Source organism: Wolbachia endosymbiont (group B) of Germaria angustata (genome assembly GCF_964026725.1).
Taxonomy (GTDB): Bacteria; Pseudomonadota; Alphaproteobacteria; order Rickettsiales; family Anaplasmataceae; genus Wolbachia; species Wolbachia pipientis_C.
In genome coordinates this window covers 432,596-447,201 of sequence record NZ_OZ034691.1, presented here as the reverse complement: position 1 = coordinate 447,201, position 14,606 = coordinate 432,596, and the positions used below count along the sequence as shown (strand labels likewise).

13 protein-coding genes are annotated in these 14,606 nt (G+C 35.3%); 4 read left to right on the top strand and 9 right to left on the bottom strand.

Annotation, left to right across the window (positions count from 1 at the left end; genetic code table 11):
- Window positions 1-52: 52 nt before the first annotated feature.
- Window positions 53-1,051 carry a pyruvate dehydrogenase complex E1 component subunit beta gene (locus tag AAGD63_RS02255; RefSeq protein WP_264720101.1) on the top strand — a complete coding sequence of 333 codons (999 nt, stop codon included), beginning with the start codon at window positions 53-55 and terminating at the stop codon, window positions 1,049-1,051.
- Here the strand turns inward: AAGD63_RS02255 and AAGD63_RS02250 are convergent.
- On the bottom strand, window positions 992-1,411 hold the full coding sequence (locus AAGD63_RS02250) for a TrbC/VirB2 family protein (protein WP_341813674.1): 420 nt from the start codon (window positions 1,409-1,411) through the stop codon (window positions 992-994). The two genes, AAGD63_RS02255 and AAGD63_RS02250, sit on opposite strands and share 60 nt — an antisense overlap.
- 199 nt (window positions 1,412-1,610) lie before the next feature.
- Between AAGD63_RS02250 and lepB the strand changes: the two genes are divergently transcribed.
- Window positions 1,611-2,396 (top strand): signal peptidase I, encoded by a 786-nt coding sequence (lepB, locus tag AAGD63_RS02245; protein WP_341813673.1) that lies wholly within the window; start codon window positions 1,611-1,613, stop codon window positions 2,394-2,396.
- 3 nt (window positions 2,397-2,399) lie between these two features.
- Here the strand turns inward: lepB and hscA are convergent, their stop codons facing one another.
- The 4 genes from hscA to iscU are packed head-to-tail and all read right to left on the bottom strand — an operon-like array spanning window position 2,400 to window position 5,376.
- Window positions 2,400-4,172, bottom strand: coding sequence for a Fe-S protein assembly chaperone HscA (gene hscA, locus AAGD63_RS02240; RefSeq protein WP_341813672.1), 1,773 nt, complete (start codon window positions 4,170-4,172; stop codon window positions 2,400-2,402).
- Window positions 4,150-4,608, bottom strand: coding sequence for an iron-sulfur cluster co-chaperone HscB C-terminal domain-containing protein (locus tag AAGD63_RS02235; protein WP_264330518.1), 459 nt, complete (start codon window positions 4,606-4,608; stop codon window positions 4,150-4,152). The genes hscA and AAGD63_RS02235 overlap by 23 nt, the downstream gene beginning before the upstream one ends.
- Complete coding sequence (locus AAGD63_RS02230) at window positions 4,601-4,987, bottom strand: iron-sulfur cluster assembly accessory protein (protein WP_341813671.1); 387 nt, start codon at window positions 4,985-4,987, stop codon at window positions 4,601-4,603. Before AAGD63_RS02230 ends, AAGD63_RS02235 begins: the two co-directional genes overlap by 8 nt.
- 5 nt (window positions 4,988-4,992) lie before the next feature.
- Window positions 4,993-5,376 (bottom strand): Fe-S cluster assembly scaffold IscU, encoded by a 384-nt coding sequence (gene iscU, locus AAGD63_RS02225; protein WP_007302620.1) that lies wholly within the window; start codon window positions 5,374-5,376, stop codon window positions 4,993-4,995.
- Between the two features lie 177 nt (window positions 5,377-5,553).
- Between iscU and ftsY the strand changes: the two genes are divergently transcribed.
- Window positions 5,554-6,465 carry a signal recognition particle-docking protein FtsY gene (gene ftsY, locus AAGD63_RS02220; protein WP_127464245.1) on the top strand — a complete coding sequence of 304 codons (912 nt, stop codon included), beginning with the start codon at window positions 5,554-5,556 and terminating at the stop codon, window positions 6,463-6,465.
- 1,028 nt (window positions 6,466-7,493) lie between these two features.
- On the opposite strand, the gene radA is transcribed toward ftsY, so the two are convergent.
- The 3 genes from radA to AAGD63_RS02205 all read right to left on the bottom strand — a co-directional run bounded on the left by radA (window position 7,494) and on the right by AAGD63_RS02205 (window position 10,499).
- Complete coding sequence (gene radA, locus AAGD63_RS02215; RefSeq protein ID WP_341813670.1) at window positions 7,494-8,837, bottom strand: DNA repair protein RadA; 1,344 nt, start codon at window positions 8,835-8,837, stop codon at window positions 7,494-7,496.
- A gap of 66 nt (window positions 8,838-8,903) precedes the next feature.
- The gene (locus AAGD63_RS02210; RefSeq protein ID WP_341813669.1) at window positions 8,904-10,175 is read right to left on the bottom strand and encodes an MFS transporter; all 1,272 of its coding nucleotides are present in this window, start codon (window positions 10,173-10,175) and stop codon (window positions 8,904-8,906) included.
- Between the two features lie 162 nt (window positions 10,176-10,337).
- On the bottom strand, window positions 10,338-10,499 hold the full coding sequence (locus AAGD63_RS02205; protein ID WP_341813668.1) for a WPE palindromic element domain-containing protein: 162 nt from the start codon (window positions 10,497-10,499) through the stop codon (window positions 10,338-10,340).
- A 487-nt stretch (window positions 10,500-10,986) separates the two neighbouring features.
- Between AAGD63_RS02205 and topA the strand changes: the two genes are divergently transcribed.
- Window positions 10,987-13,437, top strand: a complete 2,451-nt coding sequence (topA, locus tag AAGD63_RS02200) for a type I DNA topoisomerase (RefSeq protein ID WP_341813667.1) — start codon at window positions 10,987-10,989, stop codon at window positions 13,435-13,437.
- Between the two features lie 182 nt (window positions 13,438-13,619).
- Here topA and AAGD63_RS02195 read toward each other — a convergent pair whose 3' ends face one another.
- Window positions 13,620-14,510, bottom strand: coding sequence for a P44/Msp2 family outer membrane protein (locus tag AAGD63_RS02195; protein ID WP_341813666.1), 891 nt, complete (start codon window positions 14,508-14,510; stop codon window positions 13,620-13,622).
- Between the last annotated feature and the right edge of the window lie 96 nt (window positions 14,511-14,606).

The following is a 14,606-nucleotide window of genomic DNA, read 5'->3' as shown; positions in this document are numbered from 1 at the left end:
CTTCCTGGTAATTTTGATATAGTTATTTCAGTTGAAATCTACAGGTTTACAAATGGCAATCTTAAGTGTAAGAGAAGCTTTATGCACAGCGATCAGAGAAGAAATGCAAAATGACCCTGATATATTTATCATGGGTGAAGAAGTTGCAGAGTATGATGGTGCTTATAAAGTAACAAAAGGATTACTGAAAGAGTTCGGAGAAAATAGGGTAGTTGATACACCTATTACCGAACATGGATTTGCTGGTCTTGCTGTTGGAGCAGCGTTTGCTGGGCTCAAACCTATTGTTGAGTTTATGACTTTTAATTTTTCTATGCAGGCTATTGACCAAATTGTGAATTCCGCAGCAAAAACAAATTATATGTCAGGTGGACAACTTGGATGCCCTATAGTGTTTCGTGGACCAAATGGCGCTGCAGCAAGAGTTGCAGCACAACACTCTCAATGCTTTGCATCTTGGTATTCGCACGTACCAGGGTTAAAAGTAATAGCACCTTATTTTGCCTCCGATTGCAGAGGTCTGCTTAAAGCTGCAATTCGTGATCCGAATCCAGTAATATTTCTAGAAAACGAGATTGCTTATGGGCATGAACATGAGATTCCTGATTCTGAGCTATCAAATAAAGATTATCTACTTGAGATAGGCAAAGCCGCTGTTATACGGGAAGGAAAGGATGTAACTATTACTGCTTTCTCATTGAAATTAATGGATGCGTTAGATGCAGCAGATTTACTCTCTGGTAAAGGCATAGAAGCTGAAGTTATTGATCTTAGAACCCTAAGGCCACTTGACACTGAAACTGTTATTAATTCTATTAAAAAAACTAATAGATTGGTCAGTGTAGAAGAGGGTTGGCCATTTGCAGGAATAGGTGCAGAGCTCTCGGCTGTGGTTATGGAACAAGGATTTGACTATCTTGATGCTCCAGTTGTACGGGTAACCGGCAAGGATGTCCCCTTACCTTATGCTGCAAACCTAGAAAAGAAAGCATTACCACAAGTGGAAGATATAGTTGAAGCTGTGCACCAAGTCTGCTTTAGAAAGAAATAGTCCTATTGACTCTTTTTTTTTATCTCCCGTTCCACATTCTTCCATAAAAGAGGCATTTGTAGAGTTTATACCACCCATTACTTTTATGACAATAGTTTTAGCGCCAAAAAACACAGCGCAAAATACACCGAGGGCGAAAAGAGCAGGCCACGGCATTCTACCAAATATTGCAAGTAAAGCTGCTCCTATTATCACTACGGTCATAAGCGGTCCACCTATTCCCCAAACGTAGCCAATAATATTACATATTACTTGAGCAGTTGTATCGTCATTAGAGTTAGCAGCACTTCCAACATGAGAAAAAGAAATAAATAATACTATAATTAGAATACAAAAAACCTTTCTAATTGTAGGGTTCATCCCTATACCTTAAGTTTAAATATTATAATTATATCTAAAATAGTATAATTTTCAGTAAAACTAGCATTGTGATTTATACAATATTACATAGCAAACGATGTCTATTGGTTGTCAATCATTGCCAATTACTTGAGAGCTTATTTCGACTTTCGAAAAAGAACAATAACACTTATGAGTAAAATTTCACATTACCACTTTTATGTGTTATGATAAGTTTAAATTTATAAAGAAAATAAAATTGAAAGAATTGAGAGAGAACCGGATAGCAAGAACGAGAAAGTTTTTATCTTCACTGTTTTTTTTGCTACTAATTGCACTATCAATACGTAGTTTTTTATTTGAGCCATTTCATATTCCTTCTGGTTCAATGAAAAGCACTCTACTTGAGGGAGATTATATTTTTACTAGTAAATATTCATATGGTTATAGTAAACACTCTTTTCCATTTTCTCCAAACATCTTTAGCGGTAGAATCTTTTATACCCCTCCGGAGCGTGGTGATATAATAGTTTTCAAGCCTACAAGAAATGACAGCATTAGATTTGTTAAGCGGGTAATAGGAATACCGGGCGATAAAGTGCAAATGATAGAGGGGGAGTTATATTTAAATGATCAGAAAGTAAAGCGAAGACAAATTGAAAATTTTTTTGATTATGAGTCAAAGCATAATATAGCAAGATACATCGAAACACTCCCGAGCGGCAAGGAGCATGAAATTCTAATAGATAATCTTTCTAATAAGTTATCATACAATACTCCAATTTATTATGTGCCTGATGATCAATTTTTTGTTATGGGAGACAATAGAAATAATTCTCGCGATAGCAGATTTTCAGATGTTGGTTTTGTACAAATGGAAAATATAGTTGGACGTGTAAGCATAGTTGGTTTATCATTTAAATTAGGCAAAGTTGATTGGTTACCATTTAACTTTAGATTACCTGTTGCCCTGAGATTTGACAGGATACTGCACAAAGTTGTGTAAATTCTATCTGTCTGATGATTCGCATAATTCTAAAGCAGAATTTTCTAACTCAGCGATAGCATTATTAATGTTGTCTAAGTCATTTTCCTGTAAAGTATCTTTTGCGTTCTGTAGTAAAATTTTTAACTTTTGCTCAGTGGAAACATTTTCAACTAGATGTATGAGCTTGTTACCGTTAATTTTAGCCTCTGCAAGGGAACGAGCCTTCATGTCTTCATCAAAGTTACTTACTGACTGATTGACCATATCTTGAATATCTTCTTCATTTAAGCCAGAGCTTGAATTTATTTCAACTGTCTGTTCGACTCCAGTAGTTTTTTCTCTTGCAGTGACAGTCAATATTCCATCAATGCTAACTGTAAATCCTATTTCAACTTTTGCAGAACCTGCAGGCAATTGTGGTATACCTTTGAGTTCAAATCGTGCTAGAGATTTATTATCTTTTATCATTTCACGTTCTCCTTGACAAACGTGAATTTTCATTGCTGTTTGCCCGTTAGCGTAAGTTGTAAACTCTTTTATTTCTGAAACTGGTAGTGGTGTATTTCTTGGTATAATTTTTTCAACTATTCCCCCCATAGTTTCTATGCCAAGTGATAAAGGCAGCACATCAAGGAGAATATTCCTATCTTTTGAGTTTGAAGTTAAATAATGAGCCTGCAAAGCTGCCCCATTGGCAACTGCTTTGTCCGGATCCACATCATTCAGCACTTTATTGCCAAAGAGTTTGATTAGTGAATTTTGCACTAATGGCACTCTAGTTGCGCCACCAACTAAAATTACCCCTTTTATATTATCGATTTTAAGATCTATGTTGCTTATAGTACGAGTAACTATATTTATAGTCTTATTAACCAAAGGACTGATTGCTTGCTCGAATTCTTCTTTGGTAATTTCACATTCAAATAATTCACCATTGATGCTGAATTCAAAAGTGCCAGAGGTATTATTACTAAGATATTCTTTTACAATACGTGATTCAATAAGTGATGGCCCTGCCATACAAGTAGCTGACGCTGGGATGACACTTTTGCTTAAACCTACCTGTTCTCTATACTTTTCAAGCACGATTAAACTAAGTAGATGATCAAAATCATCACCACCAAGTTTAGTATCACCACCAACTGCAAGAACTTGAAACACTCCTTGATGTAATTTTAATATTGAAATGTCAAATGTTCCACCACCGAGGTCATAAACTGCATATATGCCACTGTTATTGTTCTTTTCAATGGAGTAAGAAAGTGCTGCAGCGGTTGGTTCATTAATGAGGCGAAGAACATCTATGCCAGCTAATTTTGCTGCATATTTGGTTGCGTTACGTGCTGAATCATCAAAATAAGCTGGTACAGTAATCACTGCTTTGTTAACTTTCATCCCTGTGAATTTTTTTACCCTCTTGCATAGAGTTTTTAGTATCTCAGCAGAGATCTCAATAGGAGTGAGATACTTTTCTTCTGAGCATTTTACCCTAATAACTTTTTCACTTTCGTTATCTATTTCACAATTGATACCTTCTTTATGCAAATCTTTAACACTTTTACCCATTAAGCGTTTTATAGAGCAGATAGCGTTTTCGCCAACATCGTAGCCTACTTTTAGTACATCCTTTTCATATGAAATGACAGAAGGTAATAGTTCACGACCTTGCTCATCTTTAAATATTTCTACGTTGCCAGCTTTATTTACCATGGCAATTAAAGAGTTAGTAGTTCCAAGATCTATACCAAAAACTACCTCATTTGAACCTGGTTCAGAAATTTGAACTGGCCGCATTTTCCTTCATCTCCTCAAATGACTTATATAAATATCTCAATCTAAAAACTTGCGTAGCAGCTTCATCAAAATTTTTTGTAGCAAAAGCATTAATTAGGTTTTTAGTACAATCTTTTACCTTTTCATCAATCATCCTACTTGCAAATTGTAAATCATCGCAGTCTAGAAAGTATTCTCTTATTTCCATTGATTCATTTAATATTTCAGGATCAAGATGCTCTTTTTTGCTTTTTACGTCAAAAAGATCCAACAAATGTTCGGCACGCTTTAGCGGTGACTTCAGTACCTGATAAGCTTTGTTGATATTTTCCATATTTTTGGACTCTCTTTCATTTATATCAGTTTTGCTTAGCTCAATATATTTTTTCTCCAGCTCATCAAAGCTGATGTTAAAAGCCGGTTCAATTCCAAATAATGTGAAATGGTTGCTAGACATGAAAACTCTCTCCACAACCACATTTTCCTTTCTCATTAGGATTTTTGAAAATAAAACCTGATGAGAATTTTTCCTCTACATAATCCATTTCAGAGCCAAGGATAAACATGATAGATTTTGGATCGATCAGCACCTTGACTTTTTGATCATCACTGCAGTTTTCTTCAATTACTAACTCCAAAGGACGAACATCATATGCATACTCAATATCATATTTTAAACCAGAGCATCCTTTTTGCTTAATTAGAACTCTTATTCCTATTGCTTCTTCAAGGTTAGCATGCTTCTTTTTGTCCAATAAAAACCTTACCCTCTCTACTGCATTTGCAGTTAGAGTGATAGGTTTTTTAACAGAATTTACTCCTTGAAATTCACTCATATTCCTCAATGTTTTTGTTTATTTTGATAATCATGAATAGCAGCTTTTATAGCATCCTCAGCAAGTACTGAACAGTGTATCTTTACTGGCGGCAAAGACAATTCTTCCACTATTTGAGTATTCTTTATCTTTGTTACATTCTCAATAGTTTTTCCTTTGATCATTTCTGTAAGCAAAGAACTTGAAGCTATAGCAGAACCACAACCAAAAGTTTTAAATTTTGCGTCTTCAATAACACCTTTATCGTTGACCTTTATTTGCAGTTTCATTACATCTCCGCATGATGGTGCACCAACTAAACCAGTACCAACATTTGGATCATTTTTATCCAGAGAACCAACATTCCTTGGATTTTCGTAATGATCTAAAATTTTCTCATTATAACTCATAGAACTACCCGTAAACCATTACTTACATTATAACATATTTAGGTTAAAAACTAAAGTAAAATACACTAGCAAGCAGTACATTTTACTCACAAAATATATAGGTTACGAGTGTATTTACTTTACAAATACATATAGTGCATGTCATTCTTTATATGGTAATTTTAGAAGGAGTATTTCTTGAGTTTATTCAGTAATCTTTATCAAGGACTATTAAAAACCTCCTCCCGTTTTAGTGATGGAGTAAAAAATATTTTTTCTGGCAAAAAAAAATTAGATCAGTCGCTTTTAGATGATCTGGAAGAGCTGCTGATTAGCATGGATATAGGTCATAAAACTTCTAGATTGCTTATTGATAAGCTCGCAAGTATCAAATTTGAATCAGAAGTTGAGCATAGCGTTATCACACAGCAGTTAATGAGCGAAATAGAGTCGATATTAAACCCTGTAGTGCAGCCGCTCATTTTGAATAAAAAACCACACATAATAATGGTGTGCGGAGTGAATGGTAATGGAAAAACTACAACTATAGGTAAACTTGCCTATAAATATAAGGAAAAAGGGAAATCCGTTATGCTTGTTGCGTGCGACACATTCAGAGCTGCTGCGAGTGAGCAATTAAATATTTGGGCAGAACGTTCTGATTGCTCTATTGTTACTGGAGAGCACGGTAGCGATTCTGCAAGTGTGGCATATAGAGCTGTAAGTCAAGCGATAAAAGATAGCGTTGATGTTGTTTTAATTGATACAGCAGGAAGGCTACAAAACAATGTAAATCTCATGCAAGAGCTGTCAAAAATACATAGAACGATAAAGAAATTGGATGATACTGCTCCTCATGATGTTATTTTAGTTCTTGATGGAACTACTGGCCAAAATGCTTATAGCCAATTAGAGGCCTTTAGTAAAATGGTTGGTGTTACCGGGTTAATTGTAACAAAGCTAGATGGTACTGCCAAAGGTGGAGTAGTGATTGGGCTTGCAGAAGCTTATAAGGTGAAATTACACGCTATAGGAATTGGTGAAAGTATAGAAGACCTGAGGGAATTTACTGGCAAAGAGTTTGCTGAAGCGCTGTTTAAATGTGATTGAAGATTTCCTTTAACTTTTTCATATGACCAAGCTTCAATTTTTAGATGGTGTCATTCCAGTACTTCCTATCCGAGTAGCCTTTTCTTGCCATCCCAGTCTGGGATCCAGATTGCAAGTGGGTTGGGTGAGCCGTTAACGTATAAAAATTACTTCCGCATATTTTCAATCTCATTATAATTACAAATAGAGATATTTTAAGAGCTCAAAATCTATCTTTAGTCTGCAGACTTTTTAATCAAACTTATTAAAAAATGTATTCTTCAGTGTATATCTGTCGTATGTGCACTGCATTTTTTTTCTAACTCTTTTTTACACAGGAGGATTTTATGTCCAGAATTCCAGATACTTGACCTTTACTTTAGCTAAAAACCAACTGGTACCTATGGTTTTAGAAAGTGTAGGAAATAGAAACGTTTCTGTTTTTTGAGTAATTAAAAACCACTTCAGCTTGTCACTCATGCCTAAAAAGTTACTATATTAATGTAATATTGATACTTGTATACCAACATAAATATATTTTAAAAATTTAAGGAGTATATTATGACAATGTCTACCACAAATTAGTGAGAAATTAGCAGCTAGCGCAAAAAGTCTCTTTGATGAGAGCGAAAAATTATTGCTTATAGCAGAGGAAATACACAATCAAGATTTAATGTATCTTTAATCACAAAAAAGAAGATATTCTACATCTTCTTTTTTTTATGCGATAATTAGCTACTTGTTTTCGTATTCGTCCAGACAAGGTAGTTATGAGTAAAAACAGCAAATGGTCAGTGCGTGAAACTGGAATCCAGCTAAACACTTTACAATGTTTTTGATAACGAAAAGACTGGATGCCAGTGTCTGGACACTGGCATGACAGGAGTGTGAGATAAGGCTACATACATACTCCAACAGGTATGATGGTGTCATTCCAGTGCTTGACACTGGAATCCAGAAAAAAAGAAGCTTATGTCACCTACTCAGATGACATTATGGAAGCTGGGATAACATCCTTCTCACAAGCAAAATGTTCATGCAGATAGTATTTAACTGTGATTAAAGATCTCTTTTAACTCTTTTATATGACCAAGCTTAATTATTTCAATATTATGAGAAGAATAATTGCTATTTTTAGGCATAATCGCTTTTTTAAACCCTAATTTTTGTGCTTCCCTTAGTCTGAGATCAGCATGCGAAACATTCCTAATTTCTCCTGAAAGTGCAACTTCACCGCAGATTATTGAAGAAGTTGGTAGCGGTAAATTTACTAAACTTGAAATAAGGGAAGCAGCAACAGCAAGATCAGCTGATGGTTCCTGTATTTTGAGTCCTCCTGCAATGTTTAGGTATACTTCTTTATCATGCAAAAACATTTTACAACGAGCACTTAGCACCGCGATGATCATAGCTAATCTATTAATATCCCAACCAACTACTGCCCTTCTTGGAGTTGCCATATTAGTCCTTGCTATTAATGCTTGCACTTCCATTAAGATTGGTCTTGAGCCTTCAACTCCTGCAAATACGGCGCTGCCAACTACTTCTCTATCATGTACGGTCAAGAATAATGATGATGGATTATCAACAGGCATGAGTCCTGCTTCAGACATCTCAAAAACACCAATTTCATTTGCAGGGCCAAATCTATTTTTAATAGTACGTAAAATGCGATATTGATTACTATTTTCACCCTCAAAATATAGTACTGTATCTACCATATGCTCCAGGGTTTTAGGCCCCGCTATTTGTCCATCTTTCGTTATATGGCCAACTATTAAGAGAGAAACACCATATTGCTTTGCAAGAACAGTCAATTCATGAGCGCAGGTACGGACTTGAGTTACAGTTCCTGGTGCTGATGTGACTTTGCTATCATACATAGTTTGTATAGAATCAATTATCAAGAACTTAATACTTTTATTTTTCCTTATTGTTGCTACTACATCAGTTAAAGATACTGTAGATAAAAGCTTAATTTTAGGTTCATTTATCTTAAGACGCTTTGCTCTGAGGCTCACTTGCTCTAAAGATTCCTCGCCAGATGCATAAAGACATTCAAAAGAGGAAAGTTGTACAACATTAGCTGCAATCCTAAGCAAAAGAGTAGATTTTCCAATTCCAGGTTCACCACCAATTAAAATGCTAGCACCTTGAACGATACCTCCACCAAAAACTCTATCTAACTCTTCTATTCCTGTTAAAAAACGATCGGGGGTAATAATTTCACTATCTGATAACGCTTTTATTGAAATTGGTGCAGATGTACTTCTCGTTTCTGTTTTTAGTACTATTTCTTCGACAACCGTATCCCAACTGTCACATGCAATACACCTTCCTACCCACCTTCCAGTGCTATGACCGCAGAATTGACATACGTATGCAGTTTTCATAAAAGCCAAAATTATAATTGTAATAAAAATTAGCTAAATAAGTGAAATAAATTTAAATAGAGAAAATTACCAATCACACTTTTTATCTTGTGGTTTTATTTGCAATATTGCTACTAAGCTGACTAATAAGCAAAAAATTACATAAAGCCCAGCAGCAAAGTCTATTTTAGGAAACATTATAGTAAACAAAGTGCATATCATAGGAGTAAATCCACCATGCAGGGCATAAGAAATGTTACGTGATAAACTCACACCACTAAATCTAACATTAGTAGGAAAAAGCTCAGCAGTAACTATCCCTATAGGATTAATACCCCTCTCGATTATAGAAAGAGCCATCACACTCAACATAATTATTAGGTAGCTTTTATAGTAATATACAATAGATAACATAGGACAACATATTACCATTGTTATCACTATAAATAAGATTGCAGTGCGTTCTCTTCCTGTTTTATCAGCTAAAATTCCAAGCACTATTGAAGATATCGGCATTAATATACTGGTTATAATGAGTACAACTTCGTTGACATACGTTGTTACATAAGTTTCAACAGACACTATTTCTTTTGCAATTGTTCTAAGAAATATGGTAAATCCAACAGCAACATTAACAGGTACAGATATTAAAATGGCAAGTATCAGGGCTCTTTTATAGCGTTTTGTAAGCTCTATTATTGGTACATTAGGTAAATTTCTTTGTTCTCGATTTTTTTCATACGCTGGAGTTTCTCCTAGTGTATATATACTACATGCGCTTATTAATCCTAAAATGGCTGAAAAAATAAACGGCAGCCTCCAACCCCAAGCGTTAAAATCAGTGGTTTTTTTACAGATGATCACTGCAACCACAGAGAGCAATATGCCAATGGAGCGACCAAAACTTATTATTCCAAAAAACATTCCTAGTTTTTTCTTATTAGGTAAATGCTCTATGAGATAAACAGAGCTACCTCCTTGCTCAGCGCCAAGTGCAACCCCTTGTATCATATGGATTGAAAGAAGCAATGTAGTAGAGGTTATTCCTATTTTACTATAACTTGGAATAAACGCAACGAGACTAGAAGGAATCGATATTAGCAAGATAGCAATCGTTAACGCCATTCTCCTTCCATACCTATCACCAATGTGACCAAATACAGATGCACCAAGTGGTCTTACCATTGCACCCAGTCCTGCAATTCCAAACAATTGCAATATGCTGTAGTAGATATCTTTTGCATAACAAAATTCTCTACTAATTATATTAACCAGATCAATAAAGAGCATATGGTCATACCATATTGCGATTCTACAGAGTATTGTTGCAATCAATACTCTTGTTTGTTGATTGTACACTTAGTTTAATTTATAAATGTCTACTTATTTTTATTTTGGCTGCTTTTTAGAACTTTGCAACTCAAGCGTATGGCTTATATGTAAATATTATTAAAATTGGAACTTATATAACCAGATATCATGCAAGTAGTCCTTTCTTGTCATCCGAGTAGCTGATCTTTATTATAATGTCATCCAAGTAGCTGACACTGGGATCCATTGTTCTTTTTTCTGGATTCCAGCGTCATGCGCTGGAATGACATGGTGGAATGTCCTTCTTGTCATTCCAGTACTCCTTTTCTTGTCATCCCAGTGTCGGAGCACTGGGATCCATTTTTCCATCATCAGAAACGTTGATTACTTTTATACTCGTAAATTTAACTGGATCCCAGTGTCGGACTGGGATGATACCTCTCGTAAATTACTTTAGCTACAAATATCAAGAAATTTACTAAGCAGAAAAAAGACAAAAGAAATCCCCTATTAGCTAGTTGTGACTCCTGAAAATTGGCCTGTCTTAAACAGACCGTTTCAGCTTATATGGTTAAAAAACTGGAAGTTTTGTAAAGAAATAAGATGCACATAGTGCAAAAAATTAAAAATAAGACGACAACTGCGTTATGCTTTTGTCGTTTAATCTGCACAGACGAAGATAAATAGTATAGCGTTATCCTTATGGTAAGGGAGTTGAAAAAATTTATAAAGCAAGTTCTTTCATTAGTTTTTTTGCGAACATCAAACAATTACTTAGAAAAATTGGAAAGACCATTAAAATATTTTTTTACTTTTTATTCTATATATTTCAACATATTATCTTTAAGTACTAATAATTATGGCATTATTAATAGTTGAGTCGCCGGCAAAGGCAAAGACGATAGGTAAATATTTGAGTAAAGAATTCAAAGTGGCTGCATCCTTTGGCCACGTCAGAGATCTGCCAGCGAAGAATGGTTCTGTTGATCCTGATAATGACTTTGCCATGAAGTATGAGATTATTGAAAAAGCAGAAAAGTATGTAAAAGAGTTAGTCAAGGAAGCTAGTAAAACATCAGATATATACCTTGCAACAGATCCAGACAGAGAAGGGGAAGCAATAGCTTGGAATGTGATAGAGGCACTAAAGGAAAGAAAAGCAATCAATGATGAAAGCAACATTCATAGAGTAGTCTTTAACGAAATAACAAAAAGAGCAGTGCAAGAAGCTATAAAAAATCCACGTGAAATTAATATGGACTTAGTGCGTGCACAGCAAGCACGCAGAGCTTTGGATTATCTAGTTGGATTTAGCTTGTCACCGCTGCTGTGGACAAAATTGTCGGGAAGCAAATCTGCAGGGCGAGTGCAGTCTGTTGCATTAAAGCTTATATGCGAACGGGAGGATGAAATCAGTAAGTTTATAACACAGGAGTATTGGAGCATAAAGGCAGAAATGCAAAATAGCAAAGATGAGGCTTTTTTTGCTATGCTAAGCCACTATGACAATAAAAAGCTAGAAAAATTTGATATTAAGAATGAAGAAGAGGCAAAGAACTTAGTCAGGGAGATCGAGTCAAGGCAGTATGCTGTAAGCACAGTAGAACGCAAGCAAGTTAAGAGAAACCCGCTTCCTCCATTTATCACCTCAAGTCTTCAGCAAGATGCAGTGAATAAACTGTATTTTAATGTGAAAAATGTTATGCGAGTAGCGCAAAATTTATATGAAGGTATCAATATTGGTGGTGAAACCGTAGGGTTGATAACTTACATGCGTACAGATGGGTTTCATATTGCAGATGAGGCTATAAACTCAATCAGGGGATCAATTAAGTCATTATATGGTGATAAATATTTACCGCATTCTCCTCGTAAATATGTAAAAAAGGTCAAAAATGCTCAAGAAGCACATGAAGCAATTCGTCCAACTGATATCAACAGAACGCCGGGTAGTATTAAGGATTACTTAACGCCAGAGCAATTTAAATTGTATGATTTAATCTGGAAAAGAACCATTGCAAGTCAAATGGAATCGGCGATCCTTGATCAAGTGGTAGTTGAAATTAGTTCTACTGACCAGAAAGTAATTCTGCGAGCAAGTGGATCAAGTATATTCTTTGATGGTTTTTATAGAGTCTACCAAGATAACATAGAAGCCGAAAATGAAGGCTTGCTGCCTGCCATGAAGGAAGAGGAAACGTGCAAGTTGATTTCTGTTGATCCGAAACAGCACTTTACTCAACCGCCACCTCGTTATAGTGAAGCGAGTATAGTAAAAAAAATGGAAGAAGTCGGTATAGGTCGCCCATCAACTTATGCAACAATTATTTCGGTATTACAAGATCGTGAGTACGTTTCATTGGATAACAAAAGATTTATTCCAAGCAGCCGCGGTAAGATCGTAACTATATTTTTAGAAACTTTTTTTCAGCGTTGTGTAGAGTATGACTTTACAGCACAAATCGAAGAAAGGCTTGATTCAATCTCAAATGGACATGCAGATTGGAAAAAAGAATTGAGCCATTTTTGGGTGCCATTTTTTGGTCATGTAAACTCTGTCAAGCAAATGACACATGATGAAATTTTCAGTGGCATTCACAATTTGGTAGTCGATTGGTTTTGTTCAGAGGAAGGAAAGGAAGAAATAGGTAAAAAATGTCCTAATTGCTCTGGTGGCATATTGAAATTGAACTTTGGAAAAGCCGGGGTGTTTCTTGGATGTTCTAACTATCCTGAATGCAACCATACAAAAGAAATTACGGGCAGTAATGACAATTCAGAATATCCAAAAAGTTTGGGTATAGATGATGTGACAGGCCAAGAGGTAATGATCAAAAAAGGTCCTTTTGGACTTTATCTGGAGTTTAATAGTGAGTCAGAAAAGAAAAAAAAGATTTCTGTACCAAAAGATATAAATGTTAATGATATTGATCTAAATACCGCCACTCGATTACTTTCCCTGCCGAAAATAATCGGAGAACACCCAGAAACTGGAAAGGAAGTAAAAATAGGTCTTGGACGATTTGGGTACTATATTCTCTATGATGGTCGATACTTTTCTCTTAAAAAAAGCTCTAAGGAGGTATTAGACACACAATTAAACGAAGCTATACAAATTATTGAGAGCAGCCCACGCAAAGAGCTAAAATCTCTTGGTTTTAATGAAAAGGGAAAAGAAGTTTTTATCTGCAACGGTAGGTACGGATTCTATATAAAATGCGGTAAAACAAACGTTGCGTTGGGCAAGAATGCAGATATTGAAAGTATAGATCTGAAGAAGGCTTTAGAGTTAATTAAGAATAAAAAGTAGACTTCTTGCATAACCATTCTTTATATGTTCTTTATTGTTGTTCCAGCCCTACACGCTGGAACTGAGAAAAAAGAGCCTGAATTACAGAAAGAAAATATTCAGATAACGAGAAAGTTGTCACCTGGTTAGCAGCTACAGTCGTGTGACGCAGACGTGCTACCAGGAAAATGTCTCTATCAGAGTTAAGCTTTGCTGGCAAAATGAAAAGTAAGACCAGCTTCTATACCGTGTGTGTGAAACACTTGATTGCCTATACTGATACTTTCTTTGTGTAACTTCTGGTCCGATGGTTTTTGACCTTTCTTCAATTCTAATATCTTTTTTCCATCTGGGTTTGCCTGTTGCTTTGCTTTCATTTCTCCTAACACCTCTGCTTCAAAATCAACATTACTACCAAGAACACCAAAACCTCTATATCCGATGTGCATATTTACATCTTCGTTTATACGATAATCAAAGCCAGCTTTCAATTGACCTGCAGGTCTTATTGACGATTTTTCAAACATTGTCATTCTTGTTGCACCGACTCCAACCCCAACATAAGGAGAAAAAGAGAAACTATCACTTTTCCAATAATGATAAACATTTGCCATTACAGATGCGTTTTCTACTTGGTCATGATTAATTACAGTTTTATACATATAAGTTTTTTTATTAGCACTCTCATCAACGTCTTTGTCTTTTAGATACGAAACAGTTACTTGATTACTTGATAAACCAACATTATCTACTTTTACAGAAGAGTACATCCCTTCCAATTCAGCTCTATAGCTATTATTGCCTAGTTCTCCTGTGTAACCAAACGTTACATTTGCAGCAAAAGGTGGATTATAATCTCCTTTATACTTACTTATTAACTGACCTTCTGTTCTCTGAGCGTCTATGTCATTTATAGATACACGGTTATCATCTGTAGCATCTTTGCCTCCAATTTTTGCTTTCAACTTACCCAAGTTCAAATATTGACCGTAATATCCACCACCAAAGTAAAATCCTTCTGTTTCACTTGCAAAAGATTGTTGTGACAACAATAAAGCAAGTGCCGTAACTGCTAATGTTTTTTTACTCATCATTACTATTCCTCTAGTTAAAATAGCTAATCTAGTACTAATTAATTAAAAATGATTTAATATGAAAAAACTAATTATTTTCTAAGCTAAAAAATAGGT

What these genes read in the sequence shown, in the direction of transcription:
- AAGD63_RS02195 (WP_341813666.1), bottom strand. Translation starts at nt 14,510, where the DNA reads ATGATGAGTAAAAAAACATTAGCAGTTACGGCACTTGCTTTATTGTTG.
- AAGD63_RS02205 (WP_341813668.1), bottom strand. Translation starts at nt 10,499, where the DNA reads ATGATGGAAAAATGGATCCCAGTGCTCCGACACTGGGATGACAAGAAA.
- AAGD63_RS02255 (WP_264720101.1), top strand. Translation starts at nt 53, where the DNA reads ATGGCAATCTTAAGTGTAAGAGAAGCTTTATGCACAGCGATCAGAGAA.
- lepB (WP_341813673.1), top strand. Translation starts at nt 1,611, where the DNA reads ATGTGTTATGATAAGTTTAAATTTATAAAGAAAATAAAATTGAAAGAA.
- AAGD63_RS02230 (WP_341813671.1), bottom strand. Translation starts at nt 4,987, where the DNA reads ATGAGTGAATTTCAAGGAGTAAATTCTGTTAAAAAACCTATCACTCTA.
- iscU (WP_007302620.1), bottom strand. Translation starts at nt 5,376, where the DNA reads ATGAGTTATAATGAGAAAATTTTAGATCATTACGAAAATCCAAGGAAT.
- radA (WP_341813670.1), bottom strand. Translation starts at nt 8,837, where the DNA reads ATGAAAACTGCATACGTATGTCAATTCTGCGGTCATAGCACTGGAAGG.
- AAGD63_RS02250 (WP_341813674.1), bottom strand. Translation starts at nt 1,411, where the DNA reads ATGAACCCTACAATTAGAAAGGTTTTTTGTATTCTAATTATAGTATTA.
- hscA (WP_341813672.1), bottom strand. Translation starts at nt 4,172, where the DNA reads ATGCGGCCAGTTCAAATTTCTGAACCAGGTTCAAATGAGGTAGTTTTT.
- AAGD63_RS02235 (WP_264330518.1), bottom strand. Translation starts at nt 4,608, where the DNA reads ATGTCTAGCAACCATTTCACATTATTTGGAATTGAACCGGCTTTTAAC.
- topA (WP_341813667.1), top strand. Translation starts at nt 10,987, where the DNA reads ATGGCATTATTAATAGTTGAGTCGCCGGCAAAGGCAAAGACGATAGGT.